Source organism: Streptomyces sp. WM6386 (assembly GCF_000972385.1).
Classification (GTDB): Bacteria; Actinomycetota; Actinomycetes; order Streptomycetales; family Streptomycetaceae; genus Streptomyces.
This window is the reverse complement of sequence record NZ_JXTE01000023.1, coordinates 152059-170499: the sequence shown is the minus strand read 5'-3', so window position 1 is coordinate 170499 and position 18441 is coordinate 152059. Positions and strand designations below refer to the sequence as shown.

The 18441-nt window shown below is 72.2% G+C and carries 13 protein-coding genes and 1 pseudogene; 6 read left to right on the top strand and 8 right to left on the bottom strand.

Going from position 1 to position 18441, the window contains the following annotated elements; translation table 11 throughout:
* Positions 1 to 144 precede the first annotated feature (144 nt).
* The 3 genes from TN53_RS17120 (at position 145) to TN53_RS17110 (ending at position 3935) form a co-directional block, all read left to right on the top strand.
* Positions 145 to 1077, top strand: coding sequence for a glutaminase (locus TN53_RS17120; protein ID WP_046259367.1), 933 nt, complete (start codon positions 145 to 147; stop codon positions 1075 to 1077).
* An 81-nt stretch (positions 1078 to 1158) separates the two neighbouring features.
* Complete coding sequence (gene mptB, locus TN53_RS17115) at positions 1159 to 2562, top strand: polyprenol phosphomannose-dependent alpha 1,6 mannosyltransferase MptB (protein ID WP_046259366.1); 1404 nt, start codon at positions 1159 to 1161, stop codon at positions 2560 to 2562.
* Positions 2559 to 3935, top strand: coding sequence for a glycosyltransferase 87 family protein (locus TN53_RS17110; RefSeq protein WP_046259365.1), 1377 nt, complete (start codon positions 2559 to 2561; stop codon positions 3933 to 3935). The genes mptB and TN53_RS17110 overlap by 4 nt, the downstream gene beginning before the upstream one ends.
* Positions 3936 to 3994: 59 nt before the next feature.
* Here TN53_RS17110 and TN53_RS48350 read toward each other — a convergent pair.
* The 5 genes and pseudogenes from TN53_RS48350 to TN53_RS17090 all read right to left on the bottom strand — a co-directional run.
* Positions 3995 to 4831 (bottom strand): annotated as a pseudogene (locus TN53_RS48350) (D-alanyl-D-alanine carboxypeptidase family protein); the annotation flags it as partial.
* A 95-nt stretch (positions 4832 to 4926) separates the two neighbouring features.
* Positions 4927 to 8703, bottom strand: a complete 3777-nt coding sequence (locus tag TN53_RS17105; RefSeq protein WP_095046529.1) for an NACHT domain-containing protein — start codon at positions 8701 to 8703, stop codon at positions 4927 to 4929.
* Positions 8704 to 8837: 134 nt separating this feature from the next.
* Positions 8838 to 9977, bottom strand: a complete 1140-nt coding sequence (gene rho / locus TN53_RS17100; RefSeq protein WP_046259363.1) for a transcription termination factor Rho — start codon at positions 9975 to 9977, stop codon at positions 8838 to 8840.
* A gap of 243 nt (positions 9978 to 10220) precedes the next feature.
* Entirely contained in the window at positions 10221 to 11048 is an 828-nt protein-coding gene (locus TN53_RS17095) for a class I SAM-dependent methyltransferase (protein WP_046259362.1), read from the bottom strand.
* A 76-nt stretch (positions 11049 to 11124) separates the two neighbouring features.
* On the bottom strand, positions 11125 to 11526 hold the full coding sequence (locus TN53_RS17090) for a nuclear transport factor 2 family protein (protein ID WP_046259361.1): 402 nt from the start codon (positions 11524 to 11526) through the stop codon (positions 11125 to 11127).
* Between the two features lie 97 nt (positions 11527 to 11623).
* Here TN53_RS17090 and TN53_RS17085 point away from each other — a divergent pair, with 97 nt between their 5' ends.
* Entirely contained in the window at positions 11624 to 12349 is a 726-nt protein-coding gene (locus tag TN53_RS17085; RefSeq protein WP_046259360.1) for a class I SAM-dependent methyltransferase, read from the top strand.
* An 88-nt stretch (positions 12350 to 12437) separates the two neighbouring features.
* Here the strand turns inward: TN53_RS17085 and TN53_RS17080 are convergent, their stop codons facing one another.
* Positions 12438 to 14522 carry an ATP-binding protein gene (locus TN53_RS17080; protein WP_046259359.1) on the bottom strand — a complete coding sequence of 695 codons (2085 nt, stop codon included), beginning with the start codon at positions 14520 to 14522 and terminating at the stop codon, positions 12438 to 12440.
* 106 nt (positions 14523 to 14628) lie between these two features.
* Between TN53_RS17080 and TN53_RS44085 the strand changes: the two genes are divergently transcribed.
* Positions 14629 to 15510 (top strand): MEDS domain-containing protein, encoded by an 882-nt coding sequence (locus TN53_RS44085; protein WP_052745209.1) that lies wholly within the window; start codon positions 14629 to 14631, stop codon positions 15508 to 15510.
* A complete protein-coding gene (locus TN53_RS17070) occupies positions 15507 to 16439 on the top strand; it encodes a sensor histidine kinase (RefSeq protein WP_052745208.1) in 933 nt (310 codons plus the stop codon). Before TN53_RS44085 ends, TN53_RS17070 begins: the two co-directional genes overlap by 4 nt.
* Here the strand turns inward: TN53_RS17070 and TN53_RS17065 are convergent.
* Both TN53_RS17065 and TN53_RS17060 read right to left on the bottom strand, forming a co-directional pair.
* The gene (locus tag TN53_RS17065; RefSeq protein WP_046259358.1) at positions 16375 to 17130 is read right to left on the bottom strand and encodes a GntR family transcriptional regulator; all 756 of its coding nucleotides are present in this window, start codon (positions 17128 to 17130) and stop codon (positions 16375 to 16377) included. The two genes, TN53_RS17070 and TN53_RS17065, sit on opposite strands and share 65 nt — an antisense overlap.
* 121 nt (positions 17131 to 17251) lie before the next feature.
* Entirely contained in the window at positions 17252 to 18418 is a 1167-nt protein-coding gene (locus TN53_RS17060) for an EstA family serine hydrolase (protein ID WP_046259357.1), read from the bottom strand.
* Positions 18419 to 18441 lie beyond the last annotated feature (23 nt).

Sequence of the window (18441 nt, the reverse complement as noted above, 5' to 3'; positions counted from 1 at the left end):
CCGAACTCGTCCTGGAGAAGGGCCTGTTGCCCGCCGAGACCCTCGCCGACCTGCTGCGTCCCGAGGTCGTCGCGGGCACCGGCCGGGCCCTGGCCTGACCCTTCCCGGCCCGCTGATGCGCGCCCTGACCGGCCCGGAGGCACAATGGTGATCATGACTTCGTCCATGACCTTCGAGCCGGTCCTGGCACGCATCGCCGAGGAGATCGAACGCACCCCGGGGCGCGGCCGGCCCGCCGACTACATCCCGGCGCTCGCCGCCTGCGACCCGCGCCGCTTCGGTATGGCCGTCGCGGAACTGGACGGCACGGTGTACGGCGTGGGGGACTGGCGGCAGCCGTTCTCCACCCAGTCCATCACCAAGGTCTTCACCCTCGCCCTCGACCTGGCCCGCGAGGGCGACGCACTCTGGGAGCACGTGGGCCGCGAACCCTCCGGCAACCCCTTCAACTCCCTGGTCCAGCTGGAGTACGAGAACGGCATCCCGCGCAACCCCTTCATCAACGCGGGCGCGCTCGTCGTCACCGACCGCCTCCAGACCCGTACCGGAGACGCCGCCGGAGAACTCCTGTCGTTCCTCCGCGCCGAGAGCGCCAACCCGGAGCTGGACTTCGACGAGGAGGTCGCCGCCTCCGAGTCCGCCCACGGCGATCGCAACGCCGCCCTCGCCCACTTCATGGCGGCGTACGGCAACATCGACAACCCCGTCCCGGCCTTGCTCGACCAGTACTTCCGCCAGTGCTCCCTCCTGGCGTCCTGCGCCGACCTGGCCCTCGCCACCTCCTTCCTGGCCCGCCACGGCATCCGCGCCGACGGCACCCGCCTGCTCACCCGCAGCCAGGCCAAGCAGGTCAACGCGGTGATGCTGACCTGTGGGACGTACGACGCGGCGGGGGAATTCGCCTACCGGGTCGGTCTGCCGGGCAAGAGCGGGGTCGGCGGCGGGATCATCGCGGTGGTACCGGGCCGCTGCACGCTGTGCGTGTGGAGTCCGGGGCTGGACGAGCGGGGCAACTCGGTGGCGGGAGTGGCCGCCCTGGACAGGTTCACGACGCTCACGGGGCTGTCGGTGTTCTGAACACACGGCGGTCACACGGCCGCCGTCGTGCCGAGGGCGACACGTCAATTTCCGGCCACCCGGCGTTGACACGCTTCGCGAGTGTTGGCCAAGGCTTTCCCCGTCGATCTCCGCCGCTGTCAGGTTCTGGGCCTGGCCGGAACCGCGTTCCTCGCCCTGGGCGGTGACACGGCCGGCGCCCTGCCCGTACGGGAGCTCCTGGCCCCCGCCAACGTACGGGTCGCCCTCGGCCTGGTCGGCGTCTACTTCGGCGTCGTCCTGCTGATAGCCGCCTGGCTGCTGCTGGGACGCCTCGTCCGCGGCGCCGCACCACCCGGCCCGCGCGCCCTGCTGCTGGTCCTCGCGATCTGGGCGGCACCGCTGCTGCCGGCCCCGCCCCTCTTCAGCCGCGACGTCTACAGCTACCTCGCCCAAGGCGCCATGGTCGACGCCCACATGGACGTGTACACCCACGGTCCCGCCCAGCTCGGCGGCCCGCTCGCCGGTGAGGTCGCCCCGATCTGGCAGCACACCGCGGCACCGTACGGCCCGGTGTTCCTCGCCGTCGCCTCCGCGCTGGCCGGACTGACCCGGGGTGAACTCCCCGCCGGTCTGTTCGGGATGCGGCTCGTGGCGCTGTGCGGGGTGGCCCTGATGGCGGCCGCGCTGCCCCGCCTGGCCCGGCACAGCGGCGCCGATCCGGCCGCCGCGCTCTGGCTCGGCGCCCTCAACCCGCTCGTGCTGCTGCACCTGGTGGCGGGCGCCCACAACGACGCCGTCATGCTCGGGCTGCTCGGCGCCGGCCTGGTCGCGGCGCTCGGCCGGTGGCCGGTGCTCGGTGCCGTCCTCGTCACCCTCGCGGCCCTGGTCAAGGCGCCCGCCGCGCTCGGCCTCGCCGCGGTCGTCGTCCTCCAGGTCCGCGCGGGCCGCGGCCCGGTGACGGCGGTCGCCACGACAGCGGCCGCTGCCGCCACCACGACCGTCGCGGCGACCGCCGTCGCAGGCACCGGATACGGCTGGATCGGAGCCCTCAACACGCCCGTGTCCCCGCAGAACTGGGCCCTCACCAGCCTCCTCGGCCGCGCCACCCGTTCCCTTCTGGAACACCTCGGCAGCGACCTCGCGCCCCTGGCGATACCGGCCTGGCACGCCCTCGGCATCGCGGCCGCGGGGCTGACCATCCTGGTCATATGGCTGCGGCTGCGCCCGCGTCCGGTGTACGCGCTCGGTCTGAGCCTGGTCACGGTCGCCGCCCTCGGCCCGGCGATCCGCCCCTGGTACGCCCTGTGGGGCCTGTTCCTCATCGCCGCGGCGGCCCCCAGCACCTCGGTACGGCACCGGACGGCCGCCGTGACCGGTGTGCTCGCGCTGGCCACCCTGCCCAGCGGCGGGCCGGCGGACACCGGGCAGCTGGTCCTGGCCGTGTGCGGCGGCGCGCTGGCCGTGGTCGTCCTGTGGCAGGCCCACCAGACGGTCCAGGTACCGGCGTCGGGCCGCACCGCATGAAGGCGCCCCGCACCGACCGCGGCCGACTCCTGCTGGTCCTTGCCCTCGCCACCGCAGTCACCGCTTTCACGGCGACCGTACCGCTGCTGCGCGACTGGTTCGACCTGCGCGTCTACTACGGCACCGTCGACAGCTGGGCCCACCATGGCGGACGGATCTACGACTACCGGGTGCCCGGCACGACGTACGGCTTCACCTACCCGCCCTTCGCGGCCGTCGTCATGCGCCCGATGGCCCTGTTCCCCCTGCGTGTCGTGATCGTCGTCGCACTGCTGCTCAACCTGGCGGCCCTCACGGTGATCGTGCGTCTCCTGGCCGGACGGTCCTGGCGAGGCCACGGCTGGTTCGGCTGCGCTCTGGGGGCCTGTCTGCTCGCCCTGTTCGAGCCACTGCGGGACACGTTCAGCTTCGGCCAGGTCAACCTTCTGCTGATGGTCCTGGTGCTGACGGACGGATGGCTGCTCGCCACGGGGCGGGGGCGCAGGGCCGGCGTGGGCATCGGGCTGGCGGCGGCGGTCAAACTCACGCCCGCGCTCTTCATCGCGCTGTTGCTGCTCGCCGGGCGGCGCCGGGCCGCGGCCGTGGCGACGTCGGTGGCCGTGGGTGTGACCGCGCTGGCCGCCGTGGTGGCCCCCGACGCCTCGCGCTTCTACTGGACGGACGCGATGTGGGACACGACGAGGGTGGGCCGGCTGGACTATGTCTCGAACCAGTCGCTGCAAGGGATTCTGGCCCGGCTGGGCGAACCGGACCGCGCGGTGTGGGCGGCCGCGGTGCTGCTGGTGCTGGCCGTCTGGGCCGTGCGGGCCCGCCGGGCGACGGCCGCGGGGAACTGGCCGGCCGCGATCGCCCTCACCGGGCTGACCGCCTGCCTCGTCAGCCCGATCACCTGGGTGCACCACCTGGTGTGGCTGCTGCCGGCGTTCGCCGTGCTGGTGCGCGCAGGGCACCCGCGCGTGGCGGGCGCCCTGTACGGGGTGCTGTGCACCAGTGTGGTGTGGCTGTGGTTCGACCACGCGTCCGGCGTCGACGGATTCCTCGGCGGCAACACGTACACCTGGATCACCCTCGGTCTGCTGCTGTGGCTACCGGCCGGTCAACCCCGGGGCGGCCGCCAGGCCTTGGCCCGCAGGACGAAGGCGACGGCGCCCGCGCCGAGCCCGGCGGCGCCCGCGATCGCCCCCGTCTGCCGCCAGCCGGGCCCGCCGTCCGGGACGGGCACGGCGGCAGCGGGTGCCACGTCGGGCCCCGGCCGCGGCCTGACCCGCAGCGCGTCCAGCGAACCCACCGGATCCACCCGCCCCGCCGCGTCGAAACCCCAGTCGAGCAGCTCGCGCGCCTCCTCGTACACGGCGAAGCCACCGCCCGCCTGAGGGTTCATCACGGTGACGACGAGCCTGCGACCACCTCGCTCGGCGGCGGCGACGAGCGTGTTGCCCGCGTTGCTGGTGTAGCCGTTCTTGACCCCGATCAGCCCGTCGTAGGGCTCCACCCCGTCGGCCCCCGTGAGCAGCCGGTTGGTGTTCTGGATGCCGTACGACCAGCCGCCGCCACCGGGGAACTTCGCCTCGACCGTGCCGCAGTACCGGGCGAAGTCCGGGTTGCGCAGCCCCGCTCGCCCGAACACGGCGAGGTCGTACGCGGACGAGACCTGGCCGGGTGTGTCGTAGCCGTCGGGCGAGCGGACGTGGGTGTCGAGGGCGCCGAGCGCTCGGGCCTTGGCCTGCATCCGGGTGGCCGTGAAGCGCCAGCCGCCGCTGAGCCGGGCCAGCACGTGCACGGCGTCGTTCCCCGAGTTGAGGAACACTCCGCGCCACAGATCAGCGACCTGATACGTCTGCCCTTCCCGCACTCCGACGAGGCTGCTGCCGGCCCCGACGTCCGCCAGCTCGTCGTCCCCGACCCTGTGCCGGATGCCACCGGGCAGGGTGGGCAGCACGGCCAGCGCGAACAGCGTCTTGAGCGTGCTGGCGGGCGGCAGCTTGCGATGCGCGTCGTGCGCGGCGAGCACCTCACCGCTCTCCGCGTCGGCGACGACCCAGGACAGCGCGGAGACGTCCGGGACCCGGGGCGAGTCCCGGTGCGGGCGGACCTGTGTGCCGGTGCGATACAGCAGTGCGGGCCGCGCTTCCGCGGCCCGCGGGCCGCCGGGCGCATCGGGGTCGGAGCTCGTGCGAGCGGCCGCCGAGAAGGGGGCGAACGCCAGCAGGCCCGCCGTGCACAGGGCACAGGCCGACACGGCAACCCGGGAGGTAGATCCGATAGTCATACCGCAAACCTAGGAATGGACCTGCCCCACGCCTCGCTGCCCGGGCCGTGCGGGGCGCCCGAGCACCCGGATGCCGCATGGCTGGCTTGTGCTGGTCAGTCGAAGAGCCGGCCGAGGAGGTGGGCGGCGGCCGCGCGGGTCTCCTCGTCGGGGTCGTGCCCGGAACACTCCAGCAGGGCGGAGGCGGTTTCCGGGGCGGTCGGCCAGGCCAGGGCGACCATGTGCAGGAGGCGGCGGCGGACACCGGGGTCGGAGTCAGAGGTGGCACGGGCCGCCGCCACCGGCAGAGCCTCCTCGTCGGCGGCGGTGAGGGCCCAGCGGCACAGAGCGGTGAATCGGACGTCGGCGGCCGGGTCGTCCGTGGCCAGCTGGAGGAAGAGAGCCTGGACGTCCGGGTGGTGGGGCTGGTGAAGGGCGAGAGCCTTCACAGCGTCGTGTCGCGCATCCTTGTCGTCGCGATGCCGTGCGGCACGGATGAGAAGGTCGCGCATGTCACCGCGCTGCGCCCAGCGTGTACGGAGGGCGACAATCGCTGGGCCGGTAGCGGTCGACTCCGCCGCGGCACGCCACAGGGCGTCTCGGGGATCCGTGCGGGCAACGGACTGCCTGCCGAGAGTTCTGATCGCGTACTCGCGTCTGTCGTAGCCGTCCAGGGGACCCGTCGCCAGGCGGATGAGCGCCGCCCACTGACGATCCTGGCCGGGCCGGTCGTCCTTAGGCAGGTCAGGGATCAGGCCATGCTCGGTCCGGAGCGGCAGGTCGACCGCGTCGAGGACCAGGGGACGGATGTCCTCGCGGTCGGGGCAGTGCCGTATCAACTCCCTGAGCACCGAGGACCGGGCACGGGCGGTCAGAGTGCCGGGGGTGGAGACCGCGTCGACAAGCAGTTGTTGGATCGCGGGGTCGTCCAGCCAATGCTGAGCCAGTCGGAGGTGGACGCGATCCCGGACGAAGCCGTCGAGGTCGTCCGCCGCGGCGGTCAGCACACCGCGTGCGGCATCGTGGCCGAACCGGTCGCGGTCGATCAACTCCACGGCTGTGTACCGGACACCCGCGTCAGGGTCGGAAGCGGCGAGGCGCAGTACGAGGTCCTGCAGTTCTTCCTGGACGACCGGGTGCCCCTGCAGCGTGTCGAGGGAAGCCCTGCGGACGGCCGGATCGGGATCCGCCGCGGCCTTGATGACCGCCTGCCCCACCTCGGCGTCGGCCGGGCCCAGGTTCCCCAGCACGAACAGGACGGTCACGAGGTCATACGGACGCGTCACGTTGTTCGCCTGTTCAAGAAGCAGTGCACGCGCACGGCTGTCGGCGGACCAGTACTTGCCGATGACCCACATCGCGGACTCGCGTTCTTCCGTGAGATCCGCTTCGGCCATGAGCCGGCTGATCAGCTCGAAGACCTCCTCGTGCTGAGAGCAGTGACGTCCCAAGGACTCCACGGCGTACTGACGGACATCGGTGTCGGGGTCGGCCACGGCACGCTCCATCAGGAAGCGGCGGATGCCGGGGTTCTCGGCTGCCGGGCCGCCCAGAGCACGGACCACGTACCTCCGGGACCAACTGACCGGATTCCCGACTGCTGTTCGCTCAAGCAGTTCGAGGGATTCACGGTCGTGGGCATAGAGCCGCGCCAGAATGGCGAGGGCAGTGCGGCGCCCACGTTCGTCAGGGTCCTCCTCGGCGCGGGCCCTCATCAGGGCGCGGACATCCTCACGCCCGGACCACACGTCGGCCATGATCTCCAGGGCCAGGGAGCGCAGTCGGCCATCGATGTCGTGTTCCGCCGCCTGACGCAGCGCGGCGTACACGGTGGCGTCCTGCGGTTGCCGTCGGGCCCAGGCGTGGAGGAAGCGCAGTCGATCGCCGCCGAAGTAGCTGAGGCGGGCCAGGCGGGAGAGTTCGTCGACGCCGAGGCGGAGCGCACAGGCGACAGTGATGGGTTCGTGACTGGAGGCGAACTGCCCGCTGATCCGGAACCAGCGCAGGAAGCTTCGTTGTCCGGCCCAGTGAGGGCTGAACGTGGCCAGTGCCGGCATGGCCTCGGTCAACAGCCAGGGCCCCTTCCGGCCGCGCAGGTCCAGCGCCCGCGTCGCGGCGTCGACAACCGCCGTGCTGCGCGCGGAGAGCTCGCCGAGCTTGTTCGTCTCGGCCAGCATCCGCAGCGCGAGGGCGACATGGGACGCGTCCGCGTCGGGTGCCGCGGCATTCAGTTCGAGCAGGCGGTCCACGGCGGTTCCCGTCGTCCCCGTCCCGATCTGGCCGACCAGCAGCAGGAGCACCTCGTGCCACGCCGGATCGGAGGCGCGCCCGACCACGACCTGCTCGACCAGGTCCTCGGGTGTCGCCCACTCACGGTCGTTGTACCGCTGGGCGATGTCCGCTGCCGCCAGGTACTCCAGGAACGCCCGGTGCACGAACCCGTACACCTCGCCGCCGTAGCGGGACAGGATGAAGTTCCGTTCGTGCAGCTGCGCGACCATCGCGCGGGCCGCCGCGGTGGCGTGGACCGGCGGCAGCTCGTACTTCTGGAGGTACTCGCGGAAGACTTGTTCGAGGTCGGAGGCGTGGATGTGGTTGCCGGCGATGCCGCTGTGGCCTTCCTGCATGGTGCGGGCCAGAAGCCGCAGCAGTTCCAGGCGTTCGTCGGGGCCGAGCACGTCGAGGGCTTCGGCGACGGGTGGGCTGAGGGGGGCCTTGAGGAGTTTGGCGGCCCGGTCCCAGTGGGAGACGAGGACGGTGACGGCGTGCTCGAACACACTGCGTCTGTTGTGCGGCAGCGTCTGGCGGCGGCCGATGATCGCGAGGACAGTCAGCAACAGGGGGTTGCCGGCCATCTCCTGGAGCGGCCGCGAGCCCGTGACGGCCGATGTGAGCCGCTCGACCAGTTGCCCGGCCTGTACCGGGGCGTTCGGGCAGGCGACGTCGTACCAGCCGCGGATGAACGCGCGGATCCGGTCCTCGTCGAGGTCCTGGAGCATGAAGTGGGTGAAGCCGGCCGCCTCCAGGACCCCACGCTGGTAGCCGATGACCCGGGAGGTGACCACGATCCGCGCCGACGGATACCGGGCGGCGAAAGCGCCGATGCGCTGGGCGGTCCGGGCGCGCACTATGGGGTCGAACAGCTCGTCCAGTCCGTCGAAGACGACCAGGGCACGGCCGTGGGTGAGCAGTTCCTCCTGGACCGGCCGGGGCACGGACAGGGCGTAGTCGTCATGGAGGTGGGCGAGGAAGTCCTCGAAGCCGCTGTGCCGCCACTGTTCCTCGGCGTACTGGCGCAGTTCCACCACCAGCGGCACCCGGCCCGCCAGGGCGGCGAGCGGCCGGACCGCCTGGCCCCCGGCCAGCGCCAGCGCGGCGTAGCGGACCAGGGTGGACTTGCCGGCTCCCGGATCGCCGAGGAGTACGAGGAGACGGTTCGCCGGTGCGGCCAGCACCTCCAGGACCGGCTGGGCGGGTCGCCGTAGATAGGAATCGCGCAGCGACACCAGGGAGGTGCTGTCGACGCCGGGCGGAACGCTGTCCTCGTCCGACAGTTCGCCCGACTCCGCGAGCCGCCTGAGCAGTTCCCGCGGGAGTTCGACGGGCGGCAGATCGGCCCGTACGGTCGGCGTGACGAACACCTCGCGCAGCTCCACCACCGGGTGCTCCGCCTCCGAAAGCGGTGTGAGGACCTCCAGATCCAGGCGTCCGTAGACCTGAGTGATCCGACGCGCGTACCGCGCCACGGCGGTGTCGACCTCTTCCGGCGACGGCGGGGCGGGAGTCGGCGGGGTCCGGAACACCTGGACCGTGTTCCCGTCCCCGGTGACGACCGTGTCGGCGTCCCCTTCGACGGCCACCGACCGCTCGCCCCTCGCCCGTGCCTCGGTCATGATGCCCCGACGAGGACGGCGTTACCGATCGCGACCATGTTTCCCCCTGCTGACCTGCGGTGCGTCGCCGGGCCAACAAGCTAGCGCCCGCCTCTCAACTCCGCACGCCCTTCAGGCGATTCGGGCACGGCACGTCAGCCCGTGGGCAGCGTCGGCAGGACGCGGCGCAGGAATGTCGCGTTGTCCGGGGTCTCCCGCATACGCTCCAGGAGGGTTTCCAGGCTGGGCTGTCCGTCGCGGGTCTGCAGGGCCCGGCGCAGGCCGCGTACGGCGGTCAACTCGACCGGGGGCAGCAGGAGTTCCTCGCGGCGGGTACCGGAGGGGTTGATGGCGACGGCCGGGAAGACGCGGCGGGAGGCGAGTTCGCGGTCCAGGCGGAGCTCCATGTTGCCGGTGCCCTTGAGCTCCTCGAAGAAGAAGTCGTCGGCACGGGATCCGGTCTCCACCAGGGCGGTGGCGAGGATGGTGAGCGAGCCGCCCTCCTCGGCGGCCCGGGCGGCGCCGAAGAACCGCTTGGGGCCGATGAGCGCGGTCGCGTCCACGCCGCCGCTGAGGGTGCGGCCACCGGCGGCGGCCGCGTTGTTGTGGGCCCGGCACAGCCGGGTCAGGGAATCGAGCAGGATCACGACGTCCTCGCCGTCCTCGACGAGCCGCTTGGCCCGCTCGATCACGAGGTCCGCGAGTGCGATGTGCTGCTTGGGCGTGCGGTCGAACGTGGAGGCGTACACCTCTCCGCGCACGGAGCGCCGCATGTCGGTGACCTCCTCGGGGCGCTCGTCGAGCAGCACGACCATCAGCCGGCACTCGGGGTGGTTGCCGGCCACGGCCGCCGCGATCTGCTGGAGGAGGACCGTCTTGCCGGTCTTGGGCGGGGCGACGATCAGACCGCGCTGACCCTTGCCCACGGGGGCGATGAGGTCGGCGACCCGGCCGGTGAGACCGGAGGCCGGGTGTTCGAGGCGGATGCGCTCGCTCGGGTGCAGCGGCGTCAGGTCGCGGAAGTGGCGGCGGCCGCGCAGGTCGTCGGGGGTGTGGCCGTTGACCCGGGCGACCTCGGTGAGGGCGCGCTGGGTGCCGCGTACGCCGTCGACGACGTCGCCCTTGCGCAGACCGTACTTGCGGATCAGCGCGGGGGAGACCTGGAGGTCGGACGGCAGGGGCAGCATGCTCTCGGCGCGCAGTTGGCCCTTCCCGTGCGCGTCGATGTCGAGGACGCCGGTGGCGGCGCGGACCGGGAGCTGCTGGACAGGGGGGTGTTCGAGTGTGGTGGTCATGGTGGTCGGTCCTTTCGAGGACACAGGGCATGGGACATGCGCAAGGGAGGGGAGTGCCGCGAACTTCGGGAAGGCGGACAGAAGGCCTTCAGGCGGCGGGAAACAGCACCTCGGATACGACGAGGACCGTCGACTACGAGGTGGTGAGAGAGCCGGTACGACGACCGGCGAACTGAAGGTGACTCGGCACCGGCGCCCAGGACCGGGCGTACACAGGTGCTAACGGAACGGTACCACGGTGGTTCAGCGTGTGGCGAGGAGTCCGTAGAGAAGCGGGATCCTCGGCGCGGGCAGACGCCACCAGCCGGACGGGGTGCGGACCATCTGCGGCCAGCGCGGCCAGGGGAGCTCGTCGCTCTCCCGGAGCCGCCGAATGGCCAGTCCTGCCCCGGTCAACGCATTGATGACCTCGTCTATTCCGTGCATCCACTCATAGCTGTGGGTGGCGTCCGCCACGGCCGGCCCGTCGGTGTACGTGTGTGTCGCGTCACGGTGCACGGCCTCGCCCCCGCCCAGATAGTCATGCCGCAGCAGCAGCTCGGGACCCTCGCCCGGGGCGGGCTTCGGTCCCAGCGAGTTGAGCAGCGGATGGAACTCGACGACGTACAACCGCCCTTCCGGCCGCAGCAGTTGAGCGATGACACCCGCCCACCGGTCCAGGTCGGGCAGATAGCACAGGGCGCCCTTCCCGGTGTACACGACGTCGAACTGCCGCCCGTCGAGGGCCTCGACGGCGTCGTACACATTGGCCTGTACGTACGCGACGTCCAGCCCCGCCCTCGCGGCGATGTCCCGCGCGGCCACCACCGACGCCGCGGAGAAGTCCAGGCCGGTCGCCCGGGCCCCATGCCGGGCGAAGGCGATCGTCTCGCTGCCGAGGTGGCACTGGAGGTGGAGCACGTCGCGGCTGCGCAGCTCGCCGAGGTCCTCCCACTCGAAGTCGGCGAACCAGCGGGCGGGATCGAGATCCTGGTCGAGACCGTAGAAGCGGCTGGCGAGGTGGACGGGGGTACGGGCATCCCAGTTCGCCTGGTTGGCCCGCATGAACCGCGCGTGCTCGTCGATGGTCATGAGCCCATCCAAACGCAAGAGGCCGCACAGTGAGCGATGTACCAGCTATACGAACCCTTCCTGCAGTGGGGTGACGTCAGGAGGCCGAACCCGCCTCCGCCTCCTTGGCGATCCGCTCGAACTGGGCGCCCATGGCCTCCGCGAGGGCCTGGGCACCCGACAACGGCCGTACCATCACCGTGAGTTCGTCGATCAGACCGTCTTCGTTGAGATGGATGAAGTCGCAGCCCGTCAGCGCGCGGTCGCCCACCCGGGCAGCGAACACCAGGGCATGGTCGCGGCCGTCGGCCCCGGTGAGCTCGCGCTCGTAGCGGAAGTCCTCGAAGACCCGGGAGACGCCCCGCAGGATCGCCGCCGTGATCGCCTTGCCGGGGTACGGCTTGAAGACGACCGGGCTCGTGAAGACGACGTCCTCCGCCAGCAGCGCCTCGACCCCGTCGAAGTCCCACGCCTCGACGGCCTCACGGAAAGCGCGCATACGACCTCACCCCCTAGTAAATTAGTTGAGTATTCGTGTCCTACGGTATGCCTCGGCCTGCGGCGTGTCCATGGGGGTGCTCCCCTAAGCTGACGCGATGTTCAGCCCAGAAGGCCCGAGCCTCCGCGAACTCGCCGTCCAGGCCCTGTCCTCCGTGGAGCGTGGTTACGACCTCCTCGCCCCCAAGTTCGACCACACGCCCTTCCGGACCCCGGACTCGGTGCTCGACTCGGTCGCGCTGGCGCTGAAGCGGACCGGGCCCTTCGACGCCGGGCTCGACCTGTGCTGCGGCACCGGGGCGGGGGTAGGTGTGCTCGCGCGGATCTGCCGGGAGAGCGTCACCGGCGTGGACTTCAGTGCCGGCATGCTCGACGTCGCCCGCCAGCGAGTGCGGCCCGCCGGACCCCGGGTCGACTGGGTCCGTGCGGACGCCCGCGCGCTGCCCTTCCGGTCCGCCTTCGATCTCGTCGTCAGCTTCGGGGCCTTCGGGCACTTCCTGCCGGGCGAGCTGCCGGGACTGTTCGGCCAGGTCCGCTCCGTACTGCGGCCGGGCGGCTGCTTCGCCTTCCCGGTCGTCGCGCCGCCCCGGACCGGATCGCTCGGCTACTGGATGCTGCTGGGCTTCGACATGGTGATGCGGGTCCGCAACGCGGTGTGGCGACCGCCGTTCGTCATGTACTACCGGGCCTTCCGGCTGGGGGACGTACGCGGGGAACTGGAGCGTGCCGGATTCCGCGTAGAGCTGGTGGCGCTGCCCGAGTTCGGCCGCCGGGGCGACGGAAGCCCGCGCGTCCGCATGGTCGTGGCGCGGCTGCCGTACTGAGGGGCGGAGCTGCTGAGCGGAGCCCCGCTGTTCGTCGCCGCGGCCCTCGTCCGCAGGCGAGGAGGCCGGCGTCGACGGCCTCCTCGGGCTAGAAGTCCTCCCCCGTACCGACTCCATCGACTCCGCCCAGCGCCAGTCCGATCGCCGCCTCCGGCCCCAGTTCCCCGCCCTCGCGCACCGCGTCGGCGAACCGGGCGTCGCCCAGGGAGGCGCGCAGCCGGCGTTCGTACTCGCGGTGGAAGACGGTGGTGTCGGGTCGGCCCAACTGCGGCAGCCCCGCCGTGCGCCACAGGCTTCTGCTGACGCCCAGCAGGCGTGCCGCCAGCTCGTCCTCGCCCCGGGCGGCCTGCGCGGCGACCAGCAGGTCGGCGACCGCGGCGGCACCGAGCCGGTCGTGCACGCGCCACTTCGCGGTCAGCGCCTCGCGGGCCGGGCGCAGCGCCTCGTCAGGACGGCCAAGGCCGATCCCGGCGAGCGAGACGAAGAAGTCGCCCCAGGCCCGCATCCACAACTCGCCCCGCTTCTCGCATTCCTGGCGCAGTCGCTCGGCGACCGAGGCACAGCGCTCGAACGCGGCCTGCCCGGCCAGGAGATACGCCTGCAGGGCGAGCGTCATCAGCTGGAAGAACTCGGCGCCACCGTCGCCAGCCGGGGCCTGCCGGTTGCTCCCGTACAGCACCGCCGAGCGCGCCGACTCGCCCCGCACGGCCAGGCTCGCCCCGGTCAACGGCAGCGCGGGAACCGGGAGATGACGTTCCTCGGCGAGCCACACATAGGCGGTGCTCACCGACTCGGCGGCCTCCAGGTCGTCCGGTACGAGGGTGACCAGCCGGTGCGCCCACACGGCGAGGGTGTGTTCGGGTCCGCCGTCCTCGGAGGCGCGGCGCAGCGCCTGCTCCAGACAGCCCCTTCCCTCCTCCGCGAACCCGCAGGCGAACCAGAAGTACCAGAGGCTGCCCGTGAGTTCGAGCGCGGTCTCCGGCTCGGGCGCCGCCAGGCACTCCTCGACCGCCAGCCGCAGATTGGCGTGCTCCGCGGTCAGCCGCTCCGCCCACATCCGCTGGCCCGGCCCCAGCCACTCCGCCTCGCCCTGCCGGGCGATCCACCGAAAGTAGTCCCGGTGGCGGCGCCGGACCGGCTCCTCCTCGCCGAGCCCGGTCAGCCACTCGGCGCCGAACGAGCGGACGGTGTCGAGCATCCGGTAGCGTCCCGCCACGCCCTCGCCGTCCCGTGTCACGATCGACTTCTCGCTGAGTGAGGCGAGCAGCGCGAGGACGTCCTCGGCGCTCAAGGGGCCGCCGTGGCACACGAACTCGGCCGCCTCCACGTCCCAGCCGCCGACGAACACCGACAGCCGGGCCCACAGCAGCCGCTCCAGGGGTGTGCACAGCTCGTGGCTCCAGCCGATGGCCGTGCGCAGCGTCTGGTGCCGGGCCGGCCGTGGCCGGGCGGAGGAGACGAGCAGGTCGAAACGTGAGCCCAGCCCTTCCAGCAGCCGGTCGAGAGGCAGGCCCCGCAGCCGTACTGCGGCGAGTTCCAGGGCCAGCGGGATCCCGTCGAGGCGGGTGCAGACCGCCGCCACACCGGCCCGGTTGGCCTCGGTGAGCGCGAACGACGGCACCGCGGCCGCGGCCCGGGCCGCGAACAGCGCCACCGCGTCGTCGCGTTCGCCCAGCGGCAGCGGCGCCACCGCCAGCAGCTGCTCGCCCGGTACTCCCAGCGCCTGTCGGCTGGTCGCCAGCACCCGCAACTCCGGTACCTCGGCCAGGAGTTCCTGTACGACGCGCGCGCACTCCTCCAGGACGTGCTCGCAGGTGTCGAGGACGAGCAGCAGCGGCGGCCCGGCGAGGTGCTCGCACACGGCCCCGAGGAGCGGCCGCAGGGTCTGCTCGGTCAGCCGGGTCGCCTGCGCCACCGTGTTGGTGAGAAGGTCCGGATTCCTGAGCTCCGATAGCTCCACCAGCCAGGTCCCGCCACGGAAGGCCGGCTTCGCGACATGCGCGGCGCGCAGCGCGAGCCGGGACTTGCCGACACCTCCCGGCCCGGTCAGCGTCACCAGGCGCGCTGCCCCCAACAGCCCCGCGATTTCGGCGAGTTCGAGCCTGCGGCCGATGAACTCGTTCGCCTCGGCGGGAAGGTTGCCGGTTCTGCCGCCCTGCGCAGAGGCCGCCATCGTCCCCCCTTCCCGCAACCCGACGGTAGGTCACCCTAACCCCTGACGGGGAACCGGAATCCGGCGTAGCGTGGAAGCGGTGACGCCCCGTCGAGGGAGGCGTGCGATGGTCCTCGCATCCGCTGTGACGACCGTGGGCCAGATGCGCCACGGTGACCATCTGCTCCTCGACTACGACACGGACGAGGAGCGCGAGACCGTCCTCGCCGCGTTCCTTCTCGATGGCCTTGCCAGCGGCCACCGCGGACTGCTCCTGCCGCCGGCCGACATGCCCGCGGGCGTCGCCCTGTCCTTTTTGGAGGCGCACGGCTGCCGGGTCGACGAGGAGGTCGCGGCCGGTCGGCTGTGCGTCGACGCCCATCTCGCCACCTCCGAGGGCCTGTGGGACCTGGACGAGATGATCCGCCGCGAGACGCGCCGTGCGGTCGGCGACGGTTTCCTGGGGCTGCGGGTGTGCACGGAGATCCTGCGCGCGCAGGCGGGCAAGGGGCTCAAGACCCTCCACGACAGCGAACTCCTGCTCGACCCCGTGTTCGCGGCCCTGCCGGTGCTCGGCATCTGCCAGTACGACAGCCGGGTCTTCGACGAGACCGAACTGGCCCCGCTCGCCGGGCTCCACCACGGCCTGGTGGGCGCCGACCATGTGTGGCGCGACGACCTGCTGTCCATCACCCGCACCTTCGCACCCCCCGGACTCGCCCTCGCCGGGGAGGTGGACGACACCAACGTCACCGCCGTCGCCCGTGCCCTGCACGCCGAACGGGCCCGCCCCGCGAGCGGCGCCCGCGTCCGACTCGACCTGCACGAACTGCACTTCATCGACGTCGGTGCACTGCGCCTGCTGGTCTTCTCCGCTCTCGCCCTCTCCGCCGTGGACGGCACGCTCGTCCTGGCGGGAGTCGCCCCGCACATCCAGCGGGTGATGCGGGTGACCGGCTGGGACCGCGTTCCCGGCCTGCGCTTCGAACCGGACGGAGACACGCCATGACCCGCACACGCTTCGTCCATCAGGCTCTCCGCTACGGCTCGGACACCGAATTCCTCGCCGGTACAGCGGACTTCGTCACCGAGGGCCTCGACGCCGGCGACGCCGTCCTCGCGGTGGTGAGCCCGCACAACATCACCCTGCTCGCCGAGGCGCTCGGCGATCGCTCCCGCGAGGTCGAGTTCGTCGACGCCCACGACTGGTACGACTACCCGTCCCGCACCCTGGGCCGTTATCACGCCTACTGCGACCGGCACGGCACCGACCGACGCGTGCGCGTCGTCGGCGAACCCGTCTGGGCGGGCCGCGGCGCCTTCGAGACCCGGGAGTGGATGCGCTACGAATCCCTCCTGAACGTCGCCTTCGCCGGTACGGGCCACTGGATCGTCTGCCCGTACGACACCCGCGCACTGCCCGCCGACATCGTCCGCACCGCGGCCCGCACCCACCCCGAACTCACCGACGGAGCAGCCGACTTCTGCGACCCCCCGGACTTCTGTGCGGAGTGCGACGCGCTGAGGCCTGCCCGCCTGCCCGCGGGCCCGGACGACCTCCCCTTCGCCCGGGGGGCCTCGGCCGCCGTACGCCAGGGGCTCGCCGCGTACGCCCGCCGCGTCGGCCTGCCGGAACAGCGGACGTACGACCTGGTGGCAGCGGTGCACGAGAGCGTCGTCAACGCCCTGCGCTACGGCGGCGGACGGGGTGTCGTACGGCTGCGCAGCGACCCCGAGTACGTCATCTGCGAGATCCGGGACGAGGGAACGCACACCGCCGCGCCCCGACCGCCCTTCCCCGGCCATCTGCCGCCCGAGCCGCGCGCCCCGGGCGGCCACGGGATGTGGCTCGTACGGCAGTTGACGGACCTGGTCACCGAGGACCTGGACCCGACGGGCTCCGCCGTGCAGCTGTACTTCCGTCGGCCGGCAGCGTGAACTCGTAGACCAGCGCCTCCTGTCGGGCGTCCAGTACGAGGTCGGTGATCTCCAGGGGGCGGGCGTACTGGTCGTGCACCCGGCGGGTGACCCGGACCGAGGGGGTGTCCGCGAGCGGGGTGATGGAGTCGCGGTGGTGCAGGGTCAGGCCCGCCTTGCGCATCCAGTCGTAGGCCCGCCGCAGCTGCGCCGACGCGTTGCCGTCGGCCCGTCCTCGGTACCGGGCCAGCTCCTCGACCTCGGCGAGTGCCACGGCGGAGAAGGAGGTAACGGCCGTACGCCGGGCCGACTCGTAGCGGTGCACCAGGGTCGGCCGGTGCGGGGCGAGCCCCAGCGCCTCGGCGTGTTCCGGCGGGGGAGTCTCCCAGGTGACGGTCGCCCGGTCGGCGGCACCCGGGCCCGCGGTGTCGGCGCCGACCGGAAAGGCGAGCGTGGACGGAGCCTCGACCGGCGTCGCGGGAAGGGCGGCATGGCTGCCCCGCCGGTCGGTGGCGACCAGGCCGTCGCGGCGCAGCACCTGGAGGGCCTGCCGGACGGTCTCCCTGCTCACCCCGAAGTGCTCGGCCAACCTCCGCTCACCCGGTAGCCGTTCACCGGGTGGGACGGTGCCGTCGCGCAGCTCGCCGAGCAACTCCGTGGCGATCCTCCAGTACAGGGGTTGGTCCTCGTGCGGGGTGGTGGTGCGGGCCATGCCGCGCCTCCTGTCGGTGACGTGCCGTAGCCGTGCGGGCTCATTGCGCCACCAGATCTAGCATTGGTCTAAACCACAAGGGAAGGGCGGCCCGAGGGATCGACCGAAACCGGCCCACCCGTCACAGGGCCTCGTAGAGGGCGTCGATCAGCGCCATCTTCCGCGGGTCGTCGGCGATATGAGGTCCCATCCGGTTCATGACGTAACCGAGCGACACCTGCGCCTCGGGGTCGGCCAGCCCGCAGGAACCGCCGAACCCGTCGTGCCCGAAGGCCCGGGGATTGGGCCCGTACGACGCGTTCGCCCCGCTCAGCCACAACCCCAGTCCGATCTCGGTCTCGCTCTTGAAACCGGCGCCCAGCACCAGGTCCCGGCAGCTGCCCTGCCCCTCGCGCACCCGCTCGGCCGCCTCGGGCGACAGGATGCGGCGGCCGTCGTACGTCCCTCGTCCCGCGAAGACGCCGTACAGCTGGGACACGGCCCGGGCGGTCCCGTGGCCGTTGGCGGCGGGAATCTCGGCGGCCCGCCACTCGGGTGTGTTCGCCTCGGTCGCACCAGCCAACGGGTTGGCCAGCGCGGCCAGCGCGAGGGGCGCCAACTGGCTGAAGATCGCGGCCTGTTCACTGCTCGACGCGGCCGGCGGATGGACCAGCTCGGCCGCGCGCCCGTACTCCTTCTCCGGCAGCCCCACGGTGAAGTCGATGCCGAGCGGCCCGGTCACCTCCCGCTCCAGGAAGGCTCCCGGAAGCAGCCCCGACACCCGTCGCACCACCTCGCCGACGAGGAAGCCGTAGGTCAGCGCGTGGTACCCGGACCGTGAGCCCGGCTCCCACCAGGGCTCCGTCTCCGCGAGCCGCCGCGTCGTCAACTCCCAGTCGTAGAGCTGCTCCAGCGAGTGCGGCTCCCGCGGCCCGGACAGCCCCGCCCGATGCGACAGCAGATGCCGTACGAGCACCTTCTCCTTGCCCGCCGCGGCGAACTCGGGCCAGTACACGGCCACCGGCGCGTCGAAGTCCAGCAGCCCCCGGTCGGCGAGGATGTGCGCGCACAGGGCCACGGGCCCCTTCGAGGTCGACCACACATTGACCAGCGTGTCCCGCTCCCATGCCCGCGTGCGCGCGGCGTCCGCCCACCCGCCCCACAGATCCACCACGGTCCGTCCGTCGACGGTGACGGCAACCGCCGCCCCCAGCTCGCCCCGCTCCCGGAAGTTCTCCTCGAACGCGCCACGCACCGCCGCGAAACGCTCGTCGCAGTGGCCCTGAACGCGGGCTTCGTGCTCGGACATGGCTGGCCTCCGTCGTCCGCCGA

Coding starts and splice junctions, on each gene's coding strand:
- TN53_RS17090 (WP_046259361.1), bottom strand. CDS start 11,526: ATGCGCGCTTTCCGTGAGGCCGTCGAGGCGTGGGACTTCGACGGGGTC.
- TN53_RS44085 (WP_052745209.1), top strand. CDS start 14,629: ATGGTCCTCGCATCCGCTGTGACGACCGTGGGCCAGATGCGCCACGGT.
- TN53_RS17080 (WP_046259359.1), bottom strand. CDS start 14,522: ATGGCGGCCTCTGCGCAGGGCGGCAGAACCGGCAACCTTCCCGCCGAG.
- TN53_RS17120 (WP_046259367.1), top strand. CDS start 145: ATGGTGATCATGACTTCGTCCATGACCTTCGAGCCGGTCCTGGCACGC.
- rho (WP_046259363.1), bottom strand. CDS start 9,977: ATGACCACCACACTCGAACACCCCCCTGTCCAGCAGCTCCCGGTCCGC.
- TN53_RS17095 (WP_046259362.1), bottom strand. CDS start 11,048: ATGACCATCGACGAGCACGCGCGGTTCATGCGGGCCAACCAGGCGAAC.
- TN53_RS17105 (WP_095046529.1), bottom strand. CDS start 8,703: ATGACCGAGGCACGGGCGAGGGGCGAGCGGTCGGTGGCCGTCGAAGGG.
- TN53_RS17065 (WP_046259358.1), bottom strand. CDS start 17,130: ATGGCCCGCACCACCACCCCGCACGAGGACCAACCCCTGTACTGGAGG.
- TN53_RS17085 (WP_046259360.1), top strand. CDS start 11,624: ATGTTCAGCCCAGAAGGCCCGAGCCTCCGCGAACTCGCCGTCCAGGCC.
- TN53_RS17070 (WP_052745208.1), top strand. CDS start 15,507: ATGACCCGCACACGCTTCGTCCATCAGGCTCTCCGCTACGGCTCGGAC.
- TN53_RS17110 (WP_046259365.1), top strand. CDS start 2,559: ATGAAGGCGCCCCGCACCGACCGCGGCCGACTCCTGCTGGTCCTTGCC.
- TN53_RS17060 (WP_046259357.1), bottom strand. CDS start 18,418: ATGTCCGAGCACGAAGCCCGCGTTCAGGGCCACTGCGACGAGCGTTTC.